17 protein-coding genes and 3 pseudogenes are annotated in these 25,500 nt (G+C 69.7%); 15 read left to right on the top strand and 5 right to left on the bottom strand.

Annotation, left to right across the window (positions count from 1 at the left end):
• Positions 1-27 precede the first annotated feature (27 nt).
• The 4 genes and pseudogenes from ABD357_RS19750 (at position 28) to ABD357_RS19735 (ending at position 4,245) form a co-directional block, all read left to right on the top strand.
• A complete protein-coding gene (locus ABD357_RS19750; protein ID WP_344391669.1) occupies positions 28-1,392 on the top strand; it encodes an Nramp family divalent metal transporter in 1,365 nt (454 codons plus the stop codon).
• A gap of 156 nt (positions 1,393-1,548) precedes the next feature.
• Positions 1,549-1,806, top strand: a complete 258-nt coding sequence (locus ABD357_RS19745) for a hypothetical protein (protein ID WP_344391668.1) — start codon at positions 1,549-1,551, stop codon at positions 1,804-1,806.
• A gap of 260 nt (positions 1,807-2,066) precedes the next feature.
• Positions 2,067-2,832 (top strand): annotated as a pseudogene (locus ABD357_RS19740) (transposase); the annotation flags it as partial.
• 255 nt (positions 2,833-3,087) lie between these two features.
• Positions 3,088-4,245: an RNA-guided endonuclease InsQ/TnpB family protein gene (locus ABD357_RS19735; RefSeq protein ID WP_344391821.1), complete on the top strand. Its 1,158-nt coding sequence runs from the start codon at positions 3,088-3,090 to the stop codon at positions 4,243-4,245.
• A gap of 102 nt (positions 4,246-4,347) precedes the next feature.
• Here the strand turns inward: ABD357_RS19735 and ABD357_RS19730 are convergent, their stop codons facing one another.
• The 3 genes from ABD357_RS19730 to ABD357_RS19720 all read right to left on the bottom strand — a co-directional run bounded on the left by ABD357_RS19730 (position 4,348) and on the right by ABD357_RS19720 (position 9,902).
• Complete coding sequence (locus ABD357_RS19730) at positions 4,348-5,670, bottom strand: hypothetical protein (RefSeq protein WP_344391667.1); 1,323 nt, start codon at positions 5,668-5,670, stop codon at positions 4,348-4,350.
• Between the two features lie 72 nt (positions 5,671-5,742).
• Positions 5,743-6,258: a SigE family RNA polymerase sigma factor gene (locus ABD357_RS19725; protein ID WP_344391666.1), complete on the bottom strand. Its 516-nt coding sequence runs from the start codon at positions 6,256-6,258 to the stop codon at positions 5,743-5,745.
• Positions 6,259-6,467: 209 nt separating this feature from the next.
• Positions 6,468-9,902, bottom strand: coding sequence for an AfsR/SARP family transcriptional regulator (locus ABD357_RS19720; protein WP_344391665.1), 3,435 nt, complete (start codon positions 9,900-9,902; stop codon positions 6,468-6,470).
• 241 nt (positions 9,903-10,143) lie between these two features.
• Between ABD357_RS19720 and ABD357_RS19715 the strand changes: the two genes are divergently transcribed.
• Positions 10,144-10,623, top strand: coding sequence for a hypothetical protein (locus ABD357_RS19715; RefSeq protein WP_344391664.1), 480 nt, complete (start codon positions 10,144-10,146; stop codon positions 10,621-10,623).
• A 240-nt stretch (positions 10,624-10,863) separates the two neighbouring features.
• Here the strand turns inward: ABD357_RS19715 and ABD357_RS19710 are convergent.
• A pseudogene (locus ABD357_RS19710) lies at positions 10,864-11,751 on the bottom strand (chitinase); the annotation flags it as partial.
• A 473-nt stretch (positions 11,752-12,224) separates the two neighbouring features.
• Between ABD357_RS19710 and ABD357_RS19705 the strand changes: the two are divergent.
• Complete coding sequence (locus ABD357_RS19705) at positions 12,225-13,448, top strand: methyltransferase domain-containing protein (RefSeq protein ID WP_344391663.1); 1,224 nt, start codon at positions 12,225-12,227, stop codon at positions 13,446-13,448.
• A 254-nt stretch (positions 13,449-13,702) separates the two neighbouring features.
• On the opposite strand, the pseudogene ABD357_RS19700 reads toward ABD357_RS19705, so the two are convergent.
• A pseudogene (locus tag ABD357_RS19700) lies at positions 13,703-15,341 on the bottom strand (LppU/SCO3897 family protein); the annotation flags it as partial.
• Between the two features lie 783 nt (positions 15,342-16,124).
• Between ABD357_RS19700 and ABD357_RS19690 the strand changes: the two are divergent.
• From ABD357_RS19690 to ABD357_RS19650, 9 genes are all read left to right on the top strand, one after another.
• Positions 16,125-17,006, top strand: a complete 882-nt coding sequence (locus ABD357_RS19690; RefSeq protein WP_344391662.1) for a hypothetical protein — start codon at positions 16,125-16,127, stop codon at positions 17,004-17,006.
• Positions 17,007-17,120: 114 nt separating this feature from the next.
• A complete protein-coding gene (cpaB, locus tag ABD357_RS19685; RefSeq protein WP_344391661.1) occupies positions 17,121-17,834 on the top strand; it encodes a Flp pilus assembly protein CpaB in 714 nt (237 codons plus the stop codon).
• A gap of 74 nt (positions 17,835-17,908) precedes the next feature.
• The gene (locus tag ABD357_RS19680; RefSeq protein WP_344391659.1) at positions 17,909-19,525 is read left to right on the top strand and encodes a CpaE/TadZ family protein; all 1,617 of its coding nucleotides are present in this window, start codon (positions 17,909-17,911) and stop codon (positions 19,523-19,525) included.
• Positions 19,526-19,539: 14 nt separating this feature from the next.
• Entirely contained in the window at positions 19,540-19,899 is a 360-nt protein-coding gene (locus ABD357_RS19675; protein ID WP_425584940.1) for a TadE/TadG family type IV pilus assembly protein, read from the top strand.
• A gap of 80 nt (positions 19,900-19,979) precedes the next feature.
• Positions 19,980-21,320, top strand: coding sequence for a TadA family conjugal transfer-associated ATPase (locus tag ABD357_RS19670; RefSeq protein WP_344391657.1), 1,341 nt, complete (start codon positions 19,980-19,982; stop codon positions 21,318-21,320).
• 58 nt (positions 21,321-21,378) lie between these two features.
• The gene (locus tag ABD357_RS19665; protein ID WP_344391656.1) at positions 21,379-22,317 is read left to right on the top strand and encodes a type II secretion system F family protein; all 939 of its coding nucleotides are present in this window, start codon (positions 21,379-21,381) and stop codon (positions 22,315-22,317) included.
• 13 nt (positions 22,318-22,330) lie between these two features.
• Complete coding sequence (locus tag ABD357_RS19660) at positions 22,331-23,221, top strand: DUF5936 domain-containing protein (protein WP_344391654.1); 891 nt, start codon at positions 22,331-22,333, stop codon at positions 23,219-23,221.
• Position 23,222: 1 nt separating this feature from the next.
• The gene (locus tag ABD357_RS19655) at positions 23,223-24,686 is read left to right on the top strand and encodes a sensor histidine kinase (protein ID WP_425584930.1); all 1,464 of its coding nucleotides are present in this window, start codon (positions 23,223-23,225) and stop codon (positions 24,684-24,686) included.
• Positions 24,679-25,491 carry a response regulator gene (locus ABD357_RS19650; RefSeq protein ID WP_344391652.1) on the top strand — a complete coding sequence of 271 codons (813 nt, stop codon included), beginning with the start codon at positions 24,679-24,681 and terminating at the stop codon, positions 25,489-25,491. Before ABD357_RS19655 ends, ABD357_RS19650 begins: the two co-directional genes overlap by 8 nt.
• Positions 25,492-25,500 lie beyond the last annotated feature (9 nt).

The following is a 25,500-nucleotide window of genomic DNA, read 5'->3' as shown; positions in this document are numbered from 1 at the left end:
CGCCCGCATTGCGCTTTCTTGATCGGCATGGCGGACACCACGGGAAACACCGGCAGGACGGCGGGAAACTCAGGGGAAGCGGCGTCGGGCGAGGGCAACTCCAGTCCCCGTAAATCCAGTTGGAAGTACATCGGCCCCGGCATCGTGGTCGCCGCCACCGGTGTCGGCGCGGGCGACCTCGTCGCGACCCTCATCGCCGGCTCGAACTTCGGCTACACCCTCCTGTGGGCCGCCATCCTCGGCTGCCTCGTCAAGATCTCCCTCGCCGAGGCGGCGGGCCGCTGGCATCTGTCCACCGGCCGCACCCTGTTCGAGGGCTGGGCGAGCCTCGGCCGCTGGACGACCTGGTTCTTCGTCGTCTACGTCGTGATCTGGGGCTTCGTCTACGGCGCCGCGGCCATGTCATCGTCGGGGCTGCCCCTGCAGGCGCTCTTCCCGGACGTCATGGACCTCAAGTGGTGGGCCATCCTCAGCGGTTTGGTCGGCCTCGTCTTCGTCTGGTTCAACAAGTACGCCGTCTTCGAGAAGGTCATGACGGGGCTGGTCGGCGTCATGTTCTTGGTGACGGTGTACTTGGCGATCCGCGTCACCCCGAACCTCGGCGACGCCTTCGCGGGCCTGGTCCCCGTCCTCCCCGACGAGCAGGACTCGATCCTCAACACCCTCGGCCTGATCGGCGGCGTCGGCGGCACCATCACCCTTGCCGCGTACGGCTATTGGGTCAACGCGAAGGGCTGGACGAACACCGGCTGGATGAAGGTGATGCGCCTCGACAACCGCGTCGCGTACGCCACGACCGGCATCTTCGTCATCGCCATGCTCATCGTCGGCGCGGAACTCCTCCACGCCTCGAACGTCGCCATCGCGAGCGGCGACAAGGGCCTCATCCAGCTCGGCGACATCCTGGAGGACGAGTACGGCACGGCGACGTCGAAGTTCTTCCTCATCGGCTTCTTCGCCACGTCGTTCACCTCGCTGATCGGTGTCTGGCACGGCGTCAGCCTGATGTTCGCGGACTTCGTCGAGCGCTACCGGGCGCGCCGCGAGGGGACCGGCGACCAGATGGCCTCGGGCTCCGGCGAGGAAGTGGCGTCCGGCGCCCGCGAGAAGTCCTGGCCCTTCCGCGCGTACCTGCTGTGGCTGACCTTCCCCCCGATGGTGTTGCTGCTCGAGGGCCAGCCCTTCCGCCTGATCATCCTGTACGGCGTCCTCGGCGCGGCCTTCCTCCCCTTCCTCGCCCTCACCCTGGTCTGGCTCCTCAACTCCTCCCGCACGCCCGCGGAATGGCGCAACGGCATGCTCAGCAACGCCATGCTGGTGATCGCGGGCCTGCTCTTCATCGTCCTGTGCGTGAAGCAGGTCTGGGACCAGCCTTGGTCGGAGTTCTTCTGACCCGGCCTGCCCGAGGCTGAGCGCGGCTCGGGCCGTTCACCCGATTCGTCTGACGATGCTCCGGCGTTCACGCTGAGGGTTGTCCCGTAACTGCCCCGGCGGGGGCTGCCCATGGGCAGCTCGGCTGTTTCCCCGGCGCGTTGAGAGACTCGTGTCATGGGATCTTGGGGAACCTTGGGGCCGGCGCTGTTGTCTCTGGCGGGTGTTGTGCTCGGCGCGGGCGGATCGTTGTTCGGCCAGTACTTGGTGTCACGGGCGAGCACCCGGCAGTTGGAGATACAAGAGTCAGCCGCGCACCGTGCGGAGCTGAAGAACGTGATCCTGAAGTTCCTGGGCATTGCGTCGCAGGTGGAGAAGGCAGCGCTCACGCTCCCACACGCCGGCGTCAGCGTAGCCGATCCCGTGATCGACTGACTCGTCGATGACCTGTGGCTCGCGCACGCGGAGATCGACCTTTCGGCCAGAAGCGAGCCCTTGCGGGGTGCTGCCTATCGTTATGCGGCCCGCCTTGCCGAGGCAGCCCGAGGCGAGCTGGCCGACGCGTCCGCGCTGCGCGGGCCGCAGGTGCAGTTCTTCGACGCCGCGTATGACGACATGTGGCCAGGTCAACGACGGGCAGCCGGGGATTCCCTCACGCCTCGGTGAGACGGGACAGGGGGTGAGACGATCTTGCCGTGGCTGGTGTGATCACGGCGTCGAAGCCCTCCTGGATAATCCCGTTCTCCGGGCTGAGTCCGCGCTGCTTCCGCAGGCTGATCACCGCGTTACGCCGCGAGGGCGCGGATCCGGTGCGCAAGGGCCGTCCCTGGAGCCTGGCGCTGGAGGACCGCGTACTAGCTGGTGACCGCTTACTGGCGCACGAACTTGACGCTGCGCCAGCTGGCCTCGCTGTTCGGCATCTCGAAGTCCGCGGCCGACCGCATCATCGACCGTCTAGGGCCGTCGCTCGCACTCCGGCCCCGCAGGCGGTTCCGCAAGGACACGGTGCTCATCGTGGACGGCACCCTCGTCCCTACCCGCGACCACACGATCACCGAACAGTCCAAAAACTACCGGTACTCCACCAACCACCAGGTCGTCATCGATGCCGACACCCGTCTGGTCGTCGTGGTCGGCGAGCTCCTGCCCGGCAACCGCAACGACTGCAAGGCGTGGGAGGAATCCGGCGCGCAAGCCGCCGTGGGCAAGACCCTGACGATGGCCGACGGCGGCTATCCGGGCTCCGGGCTTCTCATGCCTCACAACCGCACCCCGGGCGAGGAGTTGTCCGAGTGGAAGTAGGAGCACAATCGCTCGCACAAACAGGTTCGCGCCCGCAGCGAGCATGTCTTCGCTCGCATGAAGACCTGGAAGATCCTTCGCGACTGCCGTCTCAAAGGCGACGGCGTCCACCACGCCATGCTCGGCATCGCCCGTTTGCACAACCTCGGCCTCGTCGGGTGGCAGGCCAGACACACAGTGACCAAGTCACGTTCAGCCCCACCCAAAGATCAATTGCGGGACAGCCCTTGGGGTGGACTCGCATCTGGAACCGGTGACGCTCTGCGTCATCGCGTCCGGTGGCCGGGCATGCAGAGTCCGCATTACTGTCCGGCGAATCCGGGCAATTCGTACGCGCGTGCTGGGGGTCGCGAGGATGGGTGGCTGTGTGCGAAGTCCGCCCGGGTGTGCGAGGTGCTGCCTAGGTTTGGGGTCGTGAAGCTGGTGGTGCAGGTGAAGCTGTTGCCGTCGCCGGAGCAAGCGGCGGCGCTGGAGGCGACCCTGCGTGCCTGCAACCGGGCCGCCGACCACGTCTCCCGGACCGCCTTCGCAACGGGCATCAAGGACCGCAACGGCCTGCAGAAACTGGTCTACGCGGACATCAAGGCCACGTTCGGGCTGTCGGCCCAGCCCGCGGTGCGGGTGGTGAAGAAGGTCGTGGACGCCTACGGCGCGCTCGCGGCGAGCCTGCAAGCCGGGCGGCCGGGCGGTCCCGGATCGAAGCGGTACCGGAAGGCGGTCGGCTCGCCGGTCGCCTTCCGGCCCGAGGCGGCGCAGCCGTTCGACGACCGGTGCCTGTCCTGGCAGACGGACGCGCGCACGGTGTCGATCTGGACGGTGGACGGGCGGATGCGCGGCATCCGCTACACCGGCTCGCCCGACCAGCTCAAGACGCTGGCCCAGTACCGCAAGGGCGAGTCCGACCTGGTCCAGCGGGCCGGGAAGTGGTTCCTGATCGCGACCTGCGATATTCCCGATCCCGAGGTGCACGAGCCGACCGACTGGATCGGTGTCGACCGCGGCATCGTCAACCTCGCCACCACCAGCGACGGCACCAACTACCAGGGCCGCCGCCTCTCGCGGTATCGCCGCTGGCAAGCCCGTAAGCGGGCCGAGCTGCAGGCCAAGGCCACCCGCTCGGCCAGGCGCCGCCTGGCGGGCCGCGCACGCAAGGAACAGCGTCATGCCACCCATGTGAACCACCGGATCAGCAAGGAGATCGTGTCCGTCGCGCAACGCACCGGTCGCGGGATCGCCGTCGAGCAGCTCGACGGGATCCGGGACCGGGCACGGCTTCGCCGCGACCAGCGGGGCACCTTGTCTTCCTGGCCGTTCCACCAGCTCGGACAGCACCTCGTCTACAAGGCCCGTAAGGCCGGGGTGCCGTTCCTGGAGGTGGATGCGGCCTACACCTCGCAGCGCTGCCCGCGCTGCGGGCACACCGAGCGGGCCAACCGGCCCGACCGGGACCATTTCCGTTGTCGTCGGTGCGGCCTCGCTGGGCCCGCCGACCACGTCGCCGGGGTCAACGTGCGCAACCGCGCGCGCTCGGCGTGGGTGTTCGTCACCACACCCGTCCCCGCGCCCGCCTGAACAGGCCGGATTGTGAGGAGATGCGACCCGTGACCGTCCCGTCGTAGGGGGCAGTCGGGAGCGCGACAAGGTGTGAACGACCGAGTACACAAGCTCGGCCGTTCACGGCCGAGAAGGTGACCCGAGCTGTTGCCACTTCAGGCTCGTGGCGATCTCCCTGAGCTGATCCATCGTGAGCGCGGGCGTCTCGCGGGTCGCTGCGCCGTGCTGCGTACCGGAGTTGAAGGCGCTGATCACCACGCGGCGGCCATCGGTCCTGATGGTGTCGACGGTCCACATGACGACGCCCGCGCCGCCCTTCTCGCCCGTGCCTTGGCTCGTGGCGACTCTCGTGCCGTCGGGCAGAATCTGCGCATCGGCCCCGAAGAGCTGATCCTCGACATCCGACATGTTCTGCTGCACGTTGATCTGCACCAGGCTCTCTCCCTTCCCGTCGTCCACCACGACATACGCGTACTCGGTCTCCTGGCCGCCCTTCGAGACCACGTCGACGTTCTTGGGGAGCAGGGAGGCGAGCGTCTGACTGATCGCGGCACCGTCGGCACCCGGAGGCGTGGTCGGGGTGTTCTCCGGCGCCTGGGCGTTCGGGCCCTGGCCCTTCGAGTCCTCGCCCTTCGGGTTCTCGGGGATGGCGTCGATGGCGGTACGCCAGGCCGGGGCGGTGACCACGTGCTTCAACTGGTCCGTGGACAGAGGCGGGTTGGCCCGGCTGACCGGAGCGTCCTTCTCCGCCGCGGCATTCCATTCGCTCACACTGACGTGGTGGCCCTGAGGGGTGACGAGATCGGCCGTCCACCGCTTCGTGTCCACACGGCGGTCCGGGTACTCGTACCCCTGGAAGAGCGTGAGCGCCGAGCCGTCGGGCAGTCGGCTCGCGGTGCAGCGGTCGTACGGCACCAGGGTCCTGTCCGGGCACTCGGTCCACTGGCGGGCCTGCTCGCTCCCCGGCTCGACCCGGTTCAGGCCCACGGAGACGGCGCCTGGGCCCTTGCCGTCGTCGAACACGACCTGGGCGTACGGCAGCAGCTCCGCGTCCGTACCCCGCCCCTGCTCCTCAGTGAACTCCCCTTTCGGCAGCAGCTTCTTGAGGGTGTGGACCAGCTCGGCACCGGAGACCTTGCCGTCGTCCTCGGCGGGAGCGGTCGGTGTCGACCGGCGATCGGCCACGGACTGCTGCCCGTCGCCCGCACCGCCCCAAGGCACGAGCAGTGTCCCGCTCACCCCCACGAGGGCGACGGCGGCCACGCCTCCCACGACGGCGGCCCGGCGTCGCAGCAGGAGCCTGCGACCGCGTACCGCTCCGACGGCGACGAGGCCACTCCGGTCGGTCTCGAAGGAGTCGCCGGCTTGGCGCATGGCGGTGCCGAGCCGGTCCTCGAAAAGGTCGGTGTCGACGTCGTGGCTCTCGTGATCTTCAACGGGCATGGCAAACCACCGTCTCTGCAAGGTCGCTGGAAGTCGTCGGAATGGGAACGCACTGGTTCCCGGTGGGCCCGTTCAGTGGGCCGCGTACTCGCTGAGGCCGTCGCCGAGGAGTACCCGCAGCCGGTCGAGTGCCCGCACGCAGCGCGTGCGTACGGCGGCCGAGCTGACGTTCATCGCGTCGGCGGTCTCCTCGATGCTGCGGTCCTCCCAGTACCGCAGGACGACGACGGCCCGGTCCTTGGCGGACAGGTGCCCCAGCGCCTCCACGAGGGTCAGCCGCAACGGCGTGTCGTCGGCGGCGCTGTGCGGATCGGCCAGGTCGGGAAGGACGTCGGTGGCCCGCTCGGTACTGCTGCGCCGCCGCTGGTGGGCGAGGAACGTACGGGTGAGGACGGTCTGCGCGTACCCCGCGGGATTCCCCACACGCGACACCCGCCGCCAGCTGACGTACAGCCGCCCCAGGGTCTCCTGCACAAGATCCTCGGCGAGATGGGTGTCACCGCCGGTGAGCAGACAGGCCGACCGATACAGATGCCCGGCCCGCGCCGCAGCGAACTCGGCGTAGCCGTCCGCGAGCCCCTGTCTCATCCTTGAGTCCCCCGTGATCCTCGGCGATCCCCCGTACCGTCCTCACCTCATTGATGCGGTGGCCCCCAGGAAATGTTTCACCGATTCCGGAAAGGACGTGGAGCAAGCTGTCAGAGCAGGTGGTCCGCCCTGCCCGTTTGATGCCACGGATGAGGGTACGGAGCGCTTCGCGGTCTGATGCCGGAAGCGGGCGGCCCACGCGGGCCGCGTCAGCGTGCTTTCATCCGCAGGTGGATTGCCTCCGCCTCGCGCTTCAGGGAAAGGGCCGCGGTGTTCCCGTGCGTCTGCTGTACCGCCCTGGCGAGCTGGTGCAGCGCCTGAACCCGGCCCATGCGATGCCCGGTGGCACGGTGAACTTCCACTGCGCGCCGGGCGTGTTCGGCGGCCTGGGACGGCGCACCGCCGACGAGAGCGATACCGGCGAGGATGGTGAGGGCTTGACCTTCAAGGAGGCGGTATCCGGTGCGGCGGCTCGTGTGGAGAGCGCGGTGGGCCAGTTCCGCGGCCGGTGTTCCACGGCCGATGCGGTGGTGAGTGTCCGCCAGTCCGACGAGGCTCTCGACCGCTGCGTGGCAGTGGTCCTGACCGGTTTCCCGCAGGATCCGCAGCGCCTGCTCGTAGTGGCTGAGAGCCCTTTCGTGATCGACGAGCATCAGATGGGCGCTCGCCAAGGCGTTCAGGGCATCCACCTCATGCCGCGTGTGGTCGTTCTCCCGGGCGAGAGCGAGCGCTGTCCGCGCGGTGTCGAGGGACTGACGAGGGCGGTCCAGGTCACGCTGGAGCCGGGCCAGGATGTACAACGTGTAGCTCTCGGTGTCCCGGTCGCCGAGTTCCCGGTGCAGGTGCAGAGCCCGTAGCAGGACGGGCTCCGCCTCAGCGAGGCGTCCTTGCAGGCAGATCGCCTCGGCGAGATTGGCCAGGTCGATGGCCGCGTTCACGGCGGAGCCGATCCTCTCGTCGAGGGCGAGGGCCTGTCGGTGGTACTCCGCGGAGCGGTCCAGCTGTCCGAGTTCCCGGCACAGGATGCCGAGGTTCCCCAGGATGGCGGCCTGTCCGGCGACCCGGCCGGTCTCGACGTTGATCACCAGGGCTCGGGTGAGGTGATCGGTCGCCTGGCGGGGACGGCCCTGTTCCCAGTGCACGCCGGCGAGGTTGCTGAGAACGGCTGCCTGCCCGTCCCGCCATCCCACGCTCTGGGTGCAGGCCAGCGCACCTGTGTAGTGCTCCAGCGCACTGCCGAACCGGCCCTGTCGCATACAGGCGTCCCCGAGACTGAGCCGGGCCGCGCCCTCGGCCCATGCATTGCCGTCGGCCCGTGCGGCAGCCAGGCCGGCCTGTGCCACCGCCAGCCAGTCGGAAGCGTGGGAGCCGAGCCAGAAGAAGCCGCGCAGCCTGTCGGCGAGCAGCCACGCGGTCTTCCGGGAGCCATGCCGGGCGGCGTCCTCGATGACCGAACGCATGTTGGGCTGTTCGGCGTTGAGCCAGCCCAGAGCCGCGGACTCGTCTTTCAGCACGGTGGCGACCTGCTGCGGTACGGACTCGGTGCTGCCCACCGCACCTACGGCATCGGCCGGCAGGCGCAGTTTGTCCCGATAAAGCAACTGTGAGGCGGCGGTCACCGTGGCGAGGTAGTACCTGTGAAGGCGGCTCGTCGCTTCGGCGCGGTCGGCCGGGCTCTCCTCCTCGGCACATTCGGTGCCGTACAGGCGCACCAGGTCGTGGAACGAGTACCGGCCGGGCGACTGCTGGTGCACGAGGCTCGCCGCTGTCAGCCGGGCCAGCACCTCGTGGGCCTGCTGCGGCGTTAAGTCCGCGAGGGCGGCGGCCGCGTCGACGGTCACGTCCGGGGTGGGGGCGGACGCGGTCAGCCGGAACATCCGCCGGGCCTCCGGCGGCAGAGCACGGTACGAGTGGTCGAAGGCCGTACGTACGGCGAACTGTGCGTCGCCGTCCACAGCCAGCGATTCGAGCCGGTCGGTGTCTTTCAGCTCGGCCGCGTACCGAGCCAGACCGAGGTTGTCCCTGCCCGCCACATCAGAGGCCGCGATCCGCAGAGCGAGGGGCAGTCTGCCGCACCACTCGACAAGCCACGCCGCGACCTCCGCGTCGGACCGGGCACGCTCCTCGCCCAGCATCTGGGCCAGCAGGTCGTGGGCCTCAGCGTCGGTCAGCACATCCAGGACGAGCGACCGGGCGCCGTCACGCGCCACCAGACCGCTCAACCGATCGCGGCTGGTGACCACCGCCAGGCAGCCGGGGGCCGCGGGCCGCAGCGGCCGTACCTGGTCCGCACTGGCCGCGTTGTCCAGGAGGACCAGCATGCGCTTGCCGGCCAGCAGGGAGCGGTACAGCGCCGCGGCCTCCTCCTGCTCGGCCGGCACCTGTTCCGTCGGCACGCCCAGTGCGCGCAGGAACCGGCCCAGGACGTCGACCGGTCGCAACGGTGCGGTGGGCCCGAAGCCGCTGAGGTCGACGTACAACTGCCCGTCCGGAAACCGGTCGCGCATCCGATGGGCCCAGTGCACGGCCAGGGCCGTCTTGCCCACACCGGCCGTACCGGACATCACCGTGATCACGCCCGTGGCCCCCGCTGCCTCGTCGTCCTGTGGGGGAAGCAGCGCATCGAGCTGTTTGAGATGGCTCTCCCGGCCGACGAACCCCAGGACTCCGGCGGGGAGTTGCCGTGGGACGGCCTGGGCCGGAACCGTGCCGGTGTCCGTCTGCCCGCCGGTGTCCGGCGGCGCACCGGCGACGACCGGCGTCGCGGGGTGTTCCGGTGTCCGGGGCCCGTCGGTGTCTCCTGTCGGCCGGGTGCCTGCGGCCGGCCGGGTGTCTCCTGTCGGCAGGGTGTCTCCGGTCGGCCGATGCGGGGTGGCGTGATGGCCGCGCAGTACTTCCTGGTGGACCTGCTGTGCCTCGGGCCCGGGGTCGGTGCCGAGTTCCTCGGCCAGCCGCTCCCGCAATCCGGCGTAGCAGGCCAGCGCCTCCGAACCGCGGCCGACCGCCTGCAGAGCCCGCATCAGCGCGGTCACCAGGGGCTCGACCAGCGGGTGCTCGGCCACCAGATCGGGCAGCCGGTCGAGCACCAGGCCCGGGCTGCCCGACCGGGTCGTCGCGTTCGCCCAGTCCACGAAAGTGTCGATGCGCCGCTGCGTCCAGCTCTCCCGGGTGCGCGCCGCCCACGGGCCGGGGACTCCCGCCAGTGGTTCGCCACGCCACAGCCCGAGAGCTTGGAACAGCAGCGCGGCTCGCGCCACGTCGGCGAGGGCGGGGTCGCGCGCCTGCTCGGACAACTGCCGGTAGTGGTGCAGGTCGACTCGGTCCGGCGCGACCTGCAGCAGATAGCCACCAGCCAGGCGCAGCAACTGCGGCGGCGTGCCGTCGTCCTCCTCGCCGGGGTCCACAGTGGTGGCCGCATCGGCCAGGACACGGCGAAGACGGCTGACGTGCGAGTAGAGCGAGGCGCGGGCCTCCGTCGGCGGATCCTCGCCCCAGACCCGGTGGATCAGCGTCTCGGCGGAAACCGAGCGGTCGGCCTCAGCCGCGAGGACGGCGAAGAAGGCGCGCCGCAAAGGTGGCCCGAGCTGCACCGCCTGGCCTGCCACCCGCAGTTCCACCGGGCCCAGCAGCCGTAACTCCACCATGGCATCTGTCCGTTCACCGCCCGCCGATATCGAGCAAGGTCATCACAGCAGGTCCATACAACCGCGACAAGATATCGACAAGGTTTTCACACAGGGCCTCCGTCCACGATGTCTTACGTGCGAAGCGCGCAGGCGCTCGAAGGGCCCGCGAAGCCGTGTGCCGGCAAGCCGTGAGACCAGGAAAAACGACCACCACGGCGAAGGCCCCGCAGCACGCACATAACTCAGAAGGGGGAAACCAATGTCTGTACGCCCGATGTCGACATCCCGGAGAAAGGCCCTCGGCGTCTCCGGACTGGCAGTGGCCGCGACGCTCATGGGGGCGGCGGTCGCGCCGGCTCCGGCCGCCGCCGACGACGGCGACCGCACCAAGACCGTCGCCTGCGAGTCGTTGCACGTGGACGACAGGAACGGAAATGTCCACGCCAAGACGCGAAACTGCACGGTGACCTGGGGAAAGAACATCATCGACGGCGCCTATTGGCAGACGGTGAAGTTCCAGTTGCTCGATGCCAGGTCGGACGGAGTGTGCGGCTACGCGAATGTCATCGCGTCCGACACCGGGAACAGCAAGCGGGTCAAGGAGTGCAACGGCGTCTGGACGACGAGGACCGCGAGCTTCAGCGGCCGGAGCTCGAACATCTTCATCAGGGTCGCTTACGGCGACAATTCCGTGTACGGCAACATCAGCACGAATGTCCCGCGTCCGTCCGGATTCTGAGGGATCGTACGCCCGGGCGGTGCCGCTGCCGTCCTGACGACCTCGCCGGTCATCGCGGCTCCGTCGTCGAGTGCCGCCGGTGGGGGCTGGGGGAGGGGGTCGGCGCGGGGGGCCGACCCCCCGCGCCGCTGAGTGGCCTGCGCCCCGCCGCGCGGCTGCGATCGTGCAGGCCGTCGTCGTGGTGGCACGCGTATGCAGGCCGTGCTGACACCGGGCTCCGGTACAGGAGGGTGCGTCCCGTTACGGCAGCCCGTGCACGTGCGGCCCCACCGCCTCGGACCACGCGTTGCCCGCCGCCGCGTCCCAGTTCGTCGACCACGTCATCGCGCCACGCAGGTCGGGATACGTCCTCGGTGGCTTGAAGGAGCCGCATCCGGTGCCCTTGGTCAGGCAGTCCAGGGCGTTGTTCACCACGGACGGTGGGACGTGGCCGCTGCCCGCGCCGCTCGGGGAGGCCGGGAGGCCGAGGCCCACCTGGGACGGGGACAGGCCGCCCTCCAGTTGGATGCAGGCCAGCGCCGTCAGGAAGTCCACGGAGCCCTGGCTGTAGACCTTGCCGTCGCAGCCCAGCATGGAACCGCTGTTGTAGTACTGCATGTTGACGACGGTGAGGATGTCCTTGATGTTCAGGGCCGTCTGGAAGTAGCCGTTCGACGTCGACTGCATGTCGATCGTCTGCGGCGCCATTGTGATGACCAGCGACGCGCCCGCCTTCGAGGACAGGGAGCGGAGCGCCTGCGTCATGTACGTCGCGTTCAGGCCGTTCTCCAGGTCGATGTCGACGCCGTCGAAGCCGTACTCCTGCATCAGCGAGTGGACCGAGTTCGCGAAGTTCGTCGCCGACGCGGAGTCGTTGACCGACACCGTGCCGCGTTCGCCGCCGACCGAGACGATCACCTTCTTGCCCGCGGCCTGCTTGGCCTTGATGTCCGCCTTGAACTGGTCGACCGTGTAGCCGCCGAGCCCGGTCGAGTCGAGGTTGAAGGTCACCGCGCCCGGCGTTCCCGTCGCGTCCGCGAAGGCGACCGCGATGATGTCGTACTGGGACTGGACGTCGGAGATCTTCTGGACCGTCGCGCCGTTGTTGAAGTTCTGCCAGTAGCCGGTCACGGCGTGCTTGGGCAGGGCTGCTGCGTCTTGCTCCGCCGCCGGCGCCTGGCCGGCCAGGGCGGCGAAGGTGAGCGCGGACCCAGTCAGGACGGCGGCCAGGGCTCGCGCCCACCGCCGTCGTCTGGATCCGGTGGATCCGGGCATGCCTGGTACGCGGTTCATTTCGGCCTCCGGTGGGGGGAGTTGAGTGGGGGAACGGTGGCCACCGCTGGCCGTACAAGCTGGTCCAGACCAATAGAGTTGTCAAGACCCCTCGCTCGATCCTCTGGTTCGACCGAAGCCGCCATACGCCTTGCCTCTGTACGGCCTTGCCTCTGTACGCACCAACCCCCAACTCCGCACGCAGTCGCGGCTCTCCCTTGAAGTCGCCAGGGCCACAGGGCAGTTAGACTTCCGCCCATGACGTACTTCTTCCACCTCCGCTAGGCACCGTCGGCGAAGCGAGGATCCCCCCGTCGCCGACGAGGCGGGGCAGCGGAGCGCTGCCCCGAGTGCTGACGTGGAAGAAGAACAACAACACCATGCACACGCCCCTCGTGGCGCGCTGCCTCCGCGGCCTGGAGGCCGTGGTCGCCGCCGAGGTTCACGGGTCCGGGCTCGGCGCCGTCACCGATCTACGCCACCGCGAAGTCCATTTCCGCTCGCACCGGCCCACGCCGCCGCTGCGCACCGCGGACGACGTGTTCCTGCTCGCCGCCCAGCGCCCCGACATCGGAACAACGCGACAGCGCCTGCATGAACTCACCGAACTCGCCCATCTCGCCGACGCCCACCACCTCCTGTCCCTCCGCCACAGCGCGACGGCGTCAGCGCGGGGGATCACCGGCATCGACGTCTCAGCCTCCTACCTCGGCAGGCGCACGTTCACCCGGTACGACGCCGAGGACGTCGTCGGCCAGGCGCTGGCGCGGCGGCTCGGCGTCCCCTACCACTCCCGGCGCGCGGGGACCGCGCCCCCGCCGGGCTGTTGTGGCTGGCGGCTGACCCTGGACGGCACGCGGGCCACGCTCATGCTGCGGGTCGACGACCGACCGCTGCACCGCCGCGCGTACAAGCAGCGCACCATCCCGGGCACCCTGCACCCGCCGCTTGCCGCCGCCATGGCCGTGCTGGCCGACATCCGCCCCGACCACGCGGTCCTCGACCCGTGCTGCGGCGCCGGCACCCTGCTGATCGAGGCGGCACTCGCCCAACCCGACGCCCGCTTCCATGGCTTCGACCTGTCCGCGGACGCGGTCACCGCGGCCCGCGCCAACGCCGGTGAGTTGCCCGTCGCTATCCGCCGTTCCGACGCCGGCCGCCTCCCCCTCCCCGACGACTCAGTCGACCGCGTCCTGTGCAACCCGCCCTGGGGCACCCAGGTCCACGCCCGAGGCCTGCTCGCCACCGCCCCCTCCCGCTGGTGGACGGAACTGCGCCGTGTCCTCACCCCCGAGGGCACAGCCGTACTCCTCCTCCCCGACCGCGAGGACCTGACCACCGCCATCCGGCACCACTTCACCCCCGTACACATGCAGCGCCTCCGCCTGTCCGGGACCCAGCCCTTCCTCGTGCACCTGGCGCTGACGGCTGCAGGCCGAAGCCGCGCTTCCCGGCAACTGCTCGAAGGGGAAGGCCCCGTGCGCTCCGGGCCCGGCCCTGGCGCCGGTCGGGGCGGCGGCGAACACCGCAGGCTCCAGCGGCAGCACCCGCGGACCTCCTCGAACCGCCACTGACGCCATGCTCGGACTCGTCTCGCGGACGCGGGCCGTGATGGGAAGGTTGGGGACGCTCGCGACCCCAGTAGTGCCTGGTTGCAGCCAGCGGGTCTGCCCCAAACCTTCTAATCGCTACACGGGGCAGCCGGAAGCCGGTGGCGGCCCGCGCATGCGGGCCGCCACCGGGCTCTTGTCAGACGCGGCGGCGGGCAACGGCCGCAGGAATCGAGGTCGCGGCTGGCGGGTCCTCAGCGCTCGAGAGGATGCAAGCAGAGGGTGGTCGCTTGATCCTCGCTGTACTCCAGGCCGGCGAGCAGGTCCCCGGCGGGGCACCCCGCCTCCGGCGGTTCTGTGACACGGAATTGCGCGTCGGACGAGCCGCAGGACACGGTCTTCAGGTCCTGGTCGCTCCAGGAGCCGTCGTTGCGGGCCGCGTCCCACTCGTAGCGCCAGGTGTCCGGCTTGCGGGACAGGCGGGTCTTCTGTCGCAACACGATGCGGCCCAGCGCGTCGTGTTCGTAGCGGACGTTGCCGGCGCGGGTGATGCGGGTGCCCTCGTACGTGCGCGGGCCCGTCGCCTCCTGGCTCGGGTGGTCCGACGGCCAGGCGACGGACGTCTGGTTGCCCGCCTCGTCGTACGCGTACGTTCCGTCCAGCCCGCCGCGTGGACCGCCGTCACCCGGCCCGTCGCGTCCAGGTCAAAGCGACGCGAGCCGGCCAGTCGGTCGTCTACGCCGACGAGGTTGCCGTCCGGGCGATACGTGTACGCCCGGTGCTGCACCGACCGGCCCCCGGCACCGGTCACCGATTGCTCAGTCAGGCGGCCCAGCGGATCGAAGGTGTGTTCCAGGGTGACCGTCTCGCCGATCCGGCGGGACAGCTCGCGGCCCGCCGCGTTGTACGTGAAGTCGATGCTCCGGCCTGCGGCCACCATCCCGGTGCGGCGCCCGGTCGCGTCGTACGACCACGTCGTCGTCGGGCCAGTCGGCGTCGTACGGCCTGTCCTGCGCCCCAACTCGTCGTACGTATATGTCAGTTTGCGGCCGTCGACCGTCTCCGATCACACCCGCCCGAAGCGGTCCCGCAGCAGCGTCAGCGTGGCGTCCGGGCCCATCGCCTGGGCGAGTTGGTCCGTCATGTCGTACGCGTACGTCGTGACGGAACCGGCCGCCTCCTTGCGCAGTACCTGGCCGAGCTCGTTGCGCTCGAAGGCCACCGTCTGGTCGAGGGCGTTCGTGCGGGAGGTGAGACGGCCCGCCGCGTCATGCGAGTGCGTGAGCGTGCGGTCGTCGAAGTCCGTCTCGGCAACCAGGCGGCCCGCCGGGTCGTACGCGTAATCCCACGTCAGGCCCTGCGGGTTGGTCACCCGCGTCAGCCGCAGAGCCGTGTCGTGGGCGAATTCGCAGCGCACACCGTCCGGGCCTGTGCGCGCCGACAACAGGTCGAAGTGCGTGTACTCGTAGCGGGAGACCCCGCCCATCGCGTCCGTGTGGCTGGTGCAGTTCCCCTCGCCGTCGTACGTCCACGACTCGGAAGTCCCATCGGCAGCCGTACGGCGGGTCAGGTGGCCCTCGACCGTCCACTCCAGGCGGGTTGTCGCGCCCGTCGGCCCCGTGATCGCGACCGGCCTGCCGAACGCGTTCCGCTCGTATCGCGTGACAGCGGATCCGTGATCTCGACCGGTAACCCGGCCCGGTCGCACCGCACCGCCGTCGTCTGCCCGAGCGGATCCGTCACGGCGGTGAGGCGGCCGGCCTCGTCATACGTGAAGTGCGTGGTCCGGCCCGTCGGGGCCGTCACCGACGTCCTGTTGCCACGGTCGTCGTACGTCTGGCGCATGACGGTGCCGTCCGGGTTCACCACCCGTACCGGCAGCCCGAGTTCGTTGTACTCGGCCCTCGCCTCGCGGCCACGCACCGGTGGAAACAGGGCCCCCTCGCCCTCACTGCCGACATCCAGCGCCACCCCGCACGGCACCGGCATCGCGGGAATCGCCGCATCCAGCAACCGGGCGCCCAGGACACGCTCATACGCCCACTCCCGTGCTCCTTCACCCCGTGCGATGGCGAATCGGGCAAGCGTCGCTTCGTCCGAGAAGGCGTAGATCCACCGGATGCCGCCGAACTCCGCGGTCAGCGGGGAGCCGTCCGCCCCGAGCGGCAACAGCACGGCCGTACGCCGGAACTCGCCGAGGAGGGCGGCGACTTCGCGCCGACGGAGGCGTGCCTGCTCCGAGTGGCGAGCAGCGCCCGTACCAGGTGATGAGCCCTGCTCCACCGAGGGGAGGGCGGGGGAGGCGGCGGGCTCGACGGCTCCCGCGCCGGAGCGTCGCCCGCGGTCGTGTTCGCGTCGGCGTCCTCTATGTAGTCCCAGATCCGGGACCTACGTATATGTCCTGCCGCCGAGCTGTCTCCCCCGTGATCAGACATGAGTGCGATCATGGCATCGGCGCATTACCGATCGCAACGCGGCCGACCGGCAACCAGGGATCTCAACGTGCCCACGATACGGCCGAGTTGAGGCATATGCGTCTCACGCTGTGTCGATCACCCTGCACCTTCGGTGAGTTGATCTCGGAGATTCGGTGTTGATCGGGCCATGCCGTGGATATGGTTCTGCTGCAAGACGACGTCACAGGGGCGATCTGAGGCGGTGGTCGACCACCCCGCCGCAGTGGACGGGGTGGTGTGCAGCGTGCCGACCGCGATAGCAGTCACCAGTTCCGATCTGGTGCTCCCGGTTCACGACAGGCAGACGCCGCCCGCCGCCGTCCAGCCCCTCGACAGTCTCGAGAGCTCCCTCACCGGCATGCACACGCTCATCGAGCAGCATGGCTACGTGATCGCGTTATACCCGGCGTCCGTCTCCACCGACGTCACCCGGCGGCTGCACGCCGTGCGTTCCGTACTCGAGAGCGACCGCATCGCCCTCCTCGGCGTCGATCTGCCGCCGCTCGGCCTCGCCCTCCTCGCCCAGCAGCTCCGCCAGCTCTCCGTCTGCGACTTCAGCCCGGGCGTGCTCGCCTCCTCCGCACGGCTGCTCGCCCACTACATCTATGCCGGCGCCCTGCTCGGCTCCGTCGCCAAGCTCGACCGGATCCCGGTGTCCCTGAAGTCCCACGCCAAGTCGTGGGTGCCGGGCGCCCAGTTCGCCGTACTGGCCAATCCGCGGCCCCAGCTCATACGGCTCGGACAAACGGAAGAGAAGCTGGCCGGGCCCGAGTTCGGCACGCGGATGCTCATCGCGCCCGGGCAGATGACCGGCGACTGGATCACCACGACGCTCGCGCCCGCCTGGCGCGTGCAGGGCGTCGCCACCGTGCCGCTGCCCGCCGAGTCCGCGCGCTGGTGGGGCACGGGGAAGGTCGCCGAGTTCGCCGCGGGACTGCACGACGTGTCCGTGCTCTACCAACTGGTCTCGTCCGTACGGCGCGAGGAGTGCCACTGGTGCGGCCTTGAACTCATCGGCGACCGATGCGGTTTCTGTGCGGCACCTTTGCTCCCGCCGCCGGAGCTTCCGAACACCGCCGTACGGGCAGTTTCTTCTGTACGCGCCTTGCCACGAGGCGCTACGTAAGTCACGTACGTACATGTGAACAGCCAGAGCCACCGCACCACGAACACAACTTGAGCACCAGGCACGACCGCTCGACCCCCGCTGTCCCCGCCCCCGATCGAGGTTCAACGCGTCATGAACTCACGCCAGCGCCGCGGCGTCATCCTGCTGGTCCTCTCGGTCCTGTGCGCCGTGGGCGCCTTCGCCGGAGTGCTCTCGGTGATCCGCGACGTGAACTCGAAGGTCGGCCCAGAGGTCGCGGCGTACCGCCTGAAGAGCGATGTCGCGCCCTACCGGGAGCTGTCCGCCGACCAGTTCGAGAAGGTCTCGATGCCCGAGCGGTGGCTGTCCTCGACCGCCGTCACCGATCTCTCCCAGATCCGCGGCAAGATCGCGGTCACCCGCCTTGAGAAGGGCTCCCTGCTCCAGAGCGACATGATCGTGGACCGGCCCGCGCTGGAGGCGGGCCAGCAGGAGATCGCGATCATGATCGACGCGGCGACCGGTGTGGCGGGGAAGATCAACCCTGGTGCGCGGGTCAACATCTACGCCACCTTCGAAGCCGAGAACGACAACGGCAAGGACCAGTCGAAGGTCATCGTCGAGAACGCCAGGGTCATCGACGTCGGCAAACTCACCGCCCTCGACCCCTCCCAGAACAGCGACGACCGCCGCCGTACCGCGACCGAGGCGGTCCCGATCACCTTCGCCCTCACCACCGCCGACACCCAACGCGTCGCCTACGCCGAGTCGTTCGCGACCCATGTACGCCTCGCCCTGGTCGCCGGCGGCTCCGACACCGTCGTCGCGCCCGGCGACCGCTCGTACACCCTCGACGAGGACAAGTAGGAGGCCGTGATGCGCTCAGCCCTCACGAAGGCGTCCCCGAATGCATCCCCGGATGCATCCCCGAAGGTGTGCCGATGACCATCCGCATCCTGCCCGCAGTCGGCGACATCGACTCGGCCCGCGCCCTCTCCACGCTGCTGAGCCAGCTCCCCGACGCCGAACCTGCCGCGCCGGTCCCGGACACCACGGCGCTCCTGGACACCCTGGCGCGGCTTGCGGCGGAGTCCCTGGACGAGTTGCCCGAGGTCGTCCTCATCCATGAGCGCATAGGCCCGATGCCCGCACTGGATGCCATCCGCGATGTGGTGATGCGGTTCCCGGCGGTCGGGGTCGTGCTCATCACCGCCGACACCAGTACGGGCGTACTGACCGCGGCGATGGACTCCGGCGCCCGCGGCATCATCGGCCTGCCCCTCGGCTACGACGCCCTCGCCGAACGCGTCCAGGCCGCCGCCGCCTGGTCGCTCGGCATGCGGCGCCATCTGGGCAGCGGTACGCCGGAGCTGTACTCGGGGCCCGGCGGCACCGTCGTCACGGTGACCGGGGCGAAGGGCGGTGTGGGCGCGACGGTGACGGCCGTCCAACTGGCGCTCGCGGCACGGGCATCGGGCCGTACGGTCGCGCTGCTCGACTTCGATCTCCAGTCGGGGGACGTGGCCTCGTACCTGGACGTACAGTTCCGCCGCTCGGTCGCCGACCTCGCCGGGATCAGCGACATCAACCCGCGGGTTCTCCAGGACGCCGTCTACACCCACGACACCGGGCTCGGGCTGCTGCTGGCCCCGGCGGAGGGCGAGCGCGGCGAGGAGGTCACCGACCGGGCTGCCCGCCAGGTCCTGCAGGCCCTGCGCTCCCGCTACGAGATCGTGGTCGTCGACTGCGGCGCCCAGATGAACTCGGCGACCGCCGCAGCCGTCGAACTCGCCGACCAGGCCCTCCTCCTCGTCACCCCGGACGTCGTCGCCGTCCGCGCCGCCAAACGCATGGTCCGCCTGTGGGACCGCCTCCAGATCCGCAAGGCCGAGGAGACGCTGACGGTCGTCAACCGCGCCTCACGCGGTACGGAGATCCAGCCGTCCCTCGTCGAACGCGTCACCGGCACGAAGGTGGCCCACGTCGCGGTACCGGCCGCCTTCAAGGAACTCCAGTCCGTCGTCGACGCGGGCCGCATGCAGGACCTGGACGCCCGCTCCACGGTGAAGCAGGCGCTGTGGGCCCTGGCGGGCGAGCTGGGCCTGGTGGCCGCGAAGGAAGGGGGCGGCGGCAAGCGCCGTAAGTCCTCCGGTGACCGAGGCGCCCTGGCGCTGCGCCGCAAGGGCGGCGACCGGGGAGCGGTGACGCTGGAGTTCGCCGGGATGTTCCCCCTGCTGCTGGTCGTGATGACGATCCTGTGGCAGTGCGTGCTGTACGGCTACACGTACTCCCTTGCCGGGAACGCGGCGGATGAGGCGGCGCGGGCGGCTACGGCGGCTGCCGCCTCCGGGGCGGGGGCGGGGGCTGCCTGCCAGGACGCGGGCAAGGAGCACCTGCCCAACGCGTGGCAGGGCGCCGAGATCGGTTGCCAGCAGGAGGGCGACGTCTGGAAGGCCAACGTCAGGGCCGAAGTCCCCCTCTTCTTCCCGGGCTTCGACGCGGGCTGGACGGTCCAGGGCGAGGCGGGCGCCGCGCTGGAGGGGGAGGGCGACGGATGAGCGTACTCCGGAAACTGCGCGGGCGGGCCAGGGGTGACCGTGGCGTCTCCATGCTGGAGTTCGCCGGTTTCCTGCCCGTCCTGCTGCTCGTCGGGATGGCCGCCATTCAGCTGGGCCTCGTCGGATACGCCGCCAACCAAGCCGGATCCGGGGCGCGTGCCGCCGCGCGTGTCGCCTCACAGGGCGAGGCGGGGGAGGCGGCGGGGTACGCCGCGATGAGCGACTGGCTCGACGCGAACGTATCCGCTCCGGGAGGAGGGGGAGACACGACCACCGCCACCGTGACCGTGCAGGTCCCGCTGCTCATCCCGTTCGTGGGGGAGGGCTGGCAAGTGGAGAAGAGCGCCACGATGCCCAACGACGATGACGGCTGAACCCGTATGACGATGACGACTGAGCCATGTGCTGAACGACCGCGCGCCGAACGACCCTCCCACGGAAGGGAGTTGAAGACATGAGCCTCAAGGCCCGTATCGCCGCCCCCGAAGAGGGCGGAGCCGCGCGCGAGGACGGCCACCTCGTCGCCGTCTACCGTGCCAAGCTGCTCGAAGAGATCGACCTGGCCGAGATGTCGAGCCTCGCGGCGGCCGAGCGGCGGGTGCGCCTCGAGCGGGTGCTCGGGCACATCATCAGCCGCGAGGGCCCGGTCCTGTCGTCCTCAGAGCGCTCCCAGCTCATACGGCGGGTCGTCGACGAAGCTCTCGGCCTCGGCGTCCTGGAACCCCTGCTCGCCGACGCGTCCATCACCGAGATCATGGTCAACGGACCCGACTCCATCTTCGTGGAGCGGGCGGGCCGCGTGGAGCAGCTGCCCCTGCGCTTCGCCTCCAACGAGCAGCTCATGCAGACCATCGAACGCATCGTCTCCACGGTCAATCGCCGCGTAGACGAGTCGAACCCCATGGTCGACGCCCGCCTCCCCACCGGCGAACGCGTCAACGTCATCATCCCGCCGCTCGCCCTCACCGGCCCGACGCTCACGATCCGCCGCTTCCCCCGCGCGTACACGCTCCCGGAACTGATCGGCCTCGGCTCGCTCGACGAGCAGATGCTGATGCTGCTCGCGGCGTTCGTCCGGGCCCGCTTCAACGTCATCGTCAGCGGCGGTACCGGCACCGGCAAGACCACCCTCCTCAACGCGCTCTCCGGACTCATCCCGGCCCACGAGCGCATCATCACCATCGAGGACTCCGCCGAACTCCAGCTCCAGCAGGAGCACGTGATCCGCCTCGAATCCCGCCCCCCGAACGTGGAGGGCAAGGGCCAGATCACCATCCGCGACCTGGTCCGCAACTCGCTGCGTATGCGCCCCGACCGCATCATCGTCGGTGAGGTCCGAGGCGGCGAGACCCTCGACATGCTCCAGGCCATGTCGACCGGCCACGACGGTTCGCTGGCCACCGTGCACGCGAACTCCGCCGAGGACGCCCTCATGCGCCTCCAGACCCTCGGCTCGATGTCCGAGGTCCAGATCCCCTTCGAGGCGCTGAAGGACCAGATCAACTCGGCCGTGGACGTGGTCGTCCAGCTCGCCCGCCACGCGGACGGCTCCCGCAAGGTCACCGAGATCGCCCTGCTCGTCTCGCACGGCCGCGAACAGTTCCGTATCGCCCCCGTCACCCGTTTCGTGCCGCGCCCCACCGGCCCCGACCGCGTCGTCCACGGCCACTTCGAGCATCTCCCGCTGCCCCGTCCGGTCGCCGAGAAGCTGTACGTCGCCGGTGAACCGCTGCCTCCCGCCTTCCGCGTGGCCGAGGCCATCGACGTACTCCAGACGAGGCAGGCCATCGGATGACCCCCGCCACCAGGACCGACAAGACCGACAAGACCGACAAGACTGAGAGGAGCGAGCCATGAACAACCCCGCCCTGCTCGCCCTCGGCGCCACCGTCCTGTGCGGCACACTCGCCGTCGCGGGCGTGCACACGTACGCGTCCGGACGCGCCCAGCGCCAGGCCCTCGTCGACCGCCTCTCCGGCGGCCCGCTCCGCAGTGCAGCGGGCCGCGCCCGCCGTTTCGCGGCCGTCGACCGCCGCCTGCGCCACACCCGACTGGGCCGCACCATCCACCTGCGGCTGTCGGCCACGGGACTCGACCTCACGGCGGGCGAGTTCTTCACGTACGTCACTGCCGTCGTCGTGGCGCTCTGGCTGATCGCAGCCGCCGTGCTGGCCCCCTTCTTCGGCCCCATCGCGGCTGCGATCGGAGTCTGGGGCTCCGCGATCTTCCTCAACTGGCAGCGTCAGAAACGTATCGAGGCCTTCATCAACCAACTCCCGGACGTGGCCCGCCTCCTGGCCAACGCCTCCGCCGCCGGCCTCGCCCTGCGCACGGCTCTGGCGATGGCCGCCGAGGAACTGGAAGCCCCAGCAGGCGAGGAACTCGCCCGCGTCGCCGACCAGTTGAGCCTCGGCCGCTCGATCGACGACACTCTCGGCGAACTGGCCGAACGCCTCCCGTCCCGCGAACTCGTCGTCCTCGTCACGACGCTGGTCCTCTCCAACAAGGCGGGCGGCTCCGTCGTCAACTCCCTGCGGAACCTCACCCAGACCCTGGAGGACCGCAAGGAAACCCGTCGCGAGGTCCGCACGATGCTCTCCGAGGTCAACGCGACCGCCTTCACGGTCCCGCTCCTGGGCCTCGGCTCGCTCTTGCTCATCAACTCCTCGAACGAGGGCGCCCTGGCCCGAGTGACCGGCTCCCCGGTGGGCCAGATCCTCGTCCTCATCGCCATGGGCCTCTACACGGTCGGCTTCTTCGTCATCCGCCGACTCGGCAAGATCGAAGTGTGAGGGGGGAGTTACGTTGCTGGCCTTGCTGCTCGCTCTCTTGTCGGGCCTCGCCGTCGCGGGCCTCCTCTTCGGCATCCGTATGCTCCGCGCGGAAGCCAAGCTCCCCGGCGACCTGGCCCTCGCCCTGGAGGTCGGATCCACCCGCGTCTCGAAGGCCGACTCCACCGTAGACCGCCTCGGCATGCGCTTCGCGCCCCTGGTGCTGACCTTGATGGGCCCGCGCCGTGTCGACGCCAAACGCCGCCGCATCGACATGGCGGGCAACCCCGGCGGCCTGACCCTGAACCGTTACGCGGCCCGCCGGGCGGTGTACGGCATCTTCGGCGTCGTACTCGGACTGGTCTTCTTCACCAACGGACAGCTCCTGTTCGCCGTGCTGACTCTGGCCTTCGGCCTGCTGGCCGCCGACGCCCTCATCTGGCAGGCCATCCGCGACCGCAAGGAGGTCATCGACCGCACCCTCCCCGACTTCCTCGACGTCCTCGCGGTCGTGGTCTCGGCGGGCCTCGGCTTCCGCCAGGCCCTGGACCGGGTGGCGGACCACTACGAGGGCCCGTGGGCGGACGAGCTGAGAATCACGTTGCGCCAGATGGACATGGGGGTCAGCCGCCGCCAGGCCTTCGACGAACTCCGCAAACGCAACTCCTCCGAGCAGGTCGCCCAGTTCGTCTCGGCCCTGCAGCAGGGCGAGGAACTGGGCTCCCCGATCGCGGACACCCTGATCCAGCTGGCCACGGACATGAGGAGAACGGACGCCCAGAACTCCCGCCGCAGGGCGGCGAAGACGATCCCCAAGGCGACGATGGTCACGCTGGTCTTCATGCTCCCGGCGACGATGATCCTGATCGCGACGGGGATGTTCCTGGGGTCGGGGACTAACTTCGGCTCGATTCTGGGACGTTGAGATGGCTGGGCTTTGGAAGCGGGGCTGGGCTGGAGCGCCCCGTAAGGGCCGCGGCGCTGTGACATATGCGGCTCCGCCGCGTGGGCGCGACCAGCCACGACGGACCGGCACTGTCCGAACTGCCCTCCTTGCCAAGCGAGCCGCAGGCTACTTCGCGGACGACGCGGCAGCGCCCGGCAGCGTCCGCCTCCAGCTCAACGCCCTGCAGGCCCTGTGCCGCCAGGCGTTCGCCGTCCGCCTGACGCTGATCGCGATCGGCGCCCCCTTCGCGATGGCCAACGCGACGGACGGCCCACCCCGCTACGGAGTACTCGCGGCTGCAGTCCTCGGCGTCATGGGCTCGTACGCCATGCTCAGGGACTGGGACCGCTTCGCCCCACGCCTCCTCGCCCACCCCACCCTCATGGCGGTGGACCTGATCTTCGGCGCGATACTCCTGCTGACGGCATCTCCCGCCTCCCCCCTCGCATACGCGGCCGTCTGCACCCCCCTCCTCTCCGGCCTGCTGTACGGCTGGCGCGGCTCCGGCATCTTCACCGGCCTCCAACTCGTCGTCCTGCTCACGGTGTTCAGGGCCTGGGAACACCGCCCCGGCACCGGCGCCAGCACCCTTCTCATCGCCGGCTTCTGCATCGCGGCCGGCATCATCGGCGTAACCCTGCGCAATCTGATGTTCCACTTCGGTACGGCCAGCCAGGCGCTGGCGGAGGCCAACTCGCGGCTCGCGGTGGCGGAGGCCGTCGAGTCCGAACGAGCCCGGCTCGCCCGCGAGATGCACGACTCGGTGGCCAAGACCCTGCACGGCCTGGCCCTGGCGGCGGAGGCGCTCGCGGTCTCCGCAGACCACGCCACGGATCCGCGTGAGCTGAAGGACCAGGCGGCGACGGTGGCGAGCGCGGCCCGCCGAGCGGCGGCGGAGTCCCGCGACGTCCTGACGGACCTCCGCCACCACACAGCCTTGTCGAGCCCACCCACAGACCTGAGAACGGAACTGACGGCGAGGCTGGACGACTTCGAATCCCGTACGGGCACCAGGGCGACCCTCGCCTACCGGGCAGCCCCCACCCTCGTACTCCCTCCCGGAGCACCCCACCAACTCCTCGCCATCCTCTCGGAGGCGCTGGAGAACACGCACCGGCACGCGACGGGCGCGACGGTGGTGGAGGTAACCCTCGAAGCCGAAGCCGAAGCCGAAGCCGAAGCCTCGACACTGCACCTGACCGTACGAGACGACGGAACCGGCACGTCCGTATCCCTCGATGACCTACAACAGCTGGCGAAATCCGGCCACTTCGGTCTGCTGGGAATGCTGGAGCGCGCGACGTCGATAGGCGCGGGCATTCGGCTGTGCCGAGGCGAGCACGGAGGCACGGAGGTCAAGGTGGACCTCCCCCTGAGAACCTCGGGCACTCCGCTGCCCGCACCCCCCTCACCCACTCCCCAAGAGGAGGCCGCACATGCCTGACCAGGCACTTCCCGGCCCGCCCTTACGAGTGCTCGTGGCCGACGACAACCCGGTCGTCCGGGCCGGCCTCGCGGCCCTGCTGGACGCCCACCCCGACATCCGGGTCGTCGCGCAGGCGGCGAACGGAGCGGAAGCGCAGGCGTCCGCGACCCGCGACCGCCCCGACGTGGTCCTGCTGGACGTGCGCATGCCCGGCACCGACGGCCTGACGGCGCTGCCCTCGCTGGCGCGCCTGGCACCGGTGATGATGCTGACGTACAGCCGTGAACCCGAGGTGGTGGCGGAGGCATTGCGCCTGGGTGCGGTGGGTTATCTGGTCCACGGCGAGTTCACGGCCGAGGAACTGATCACGGCGGTACGGGACTTGGGTGAGCGTAAACCTACGTTCACGGCGTCCGCCGCTGCGGCTGTCGTCTCGGACGCGGCTGTCTCGAATTCGGCGGTCCCCGAATCTGCCTCGGAATCTGTCTCGGAATCGCTCAGCGTTTCGTACGAACCGAACGAATTCCCTTCGCACGTGCAACCAGTTATGGCACAGTCGTCAAAGGCTCGACTCGCCTACGCGGCGAGGCTCCACGGCCGCGAGCACAACGCACGGGATTTCGGACTGAGTTCACGGGAGGTGGAGGTCATGGATCTCATCGCGGCCGGCATGAACAACCGCCAGATCGCAGCCACCTGCTTCATCAGCGAGAAGACCGTAAAGAACCACATCAACCGCATCTTCGCAAAGCTGCACAGTTCGTCGCGCAGCGAAGCGATCGCTTATTGGCTGGGTACGGCTCACGGGGGGTGGAACCGATGACTCCGACGT

Source organism: Streptomyces vastus (genome assembly GCF_039532825.1).
Classification (GTDB): Bacteria; Actinomycetota; Actinomycetes; order Streptomycetales; family Streptomycetaceae; genus Streptomyces; species Streptomyces vastus.
Note: the sequence above shows the minus strand (reverse complement) of the source record. Positions and strands in the feature narration are given on the sequence as shown.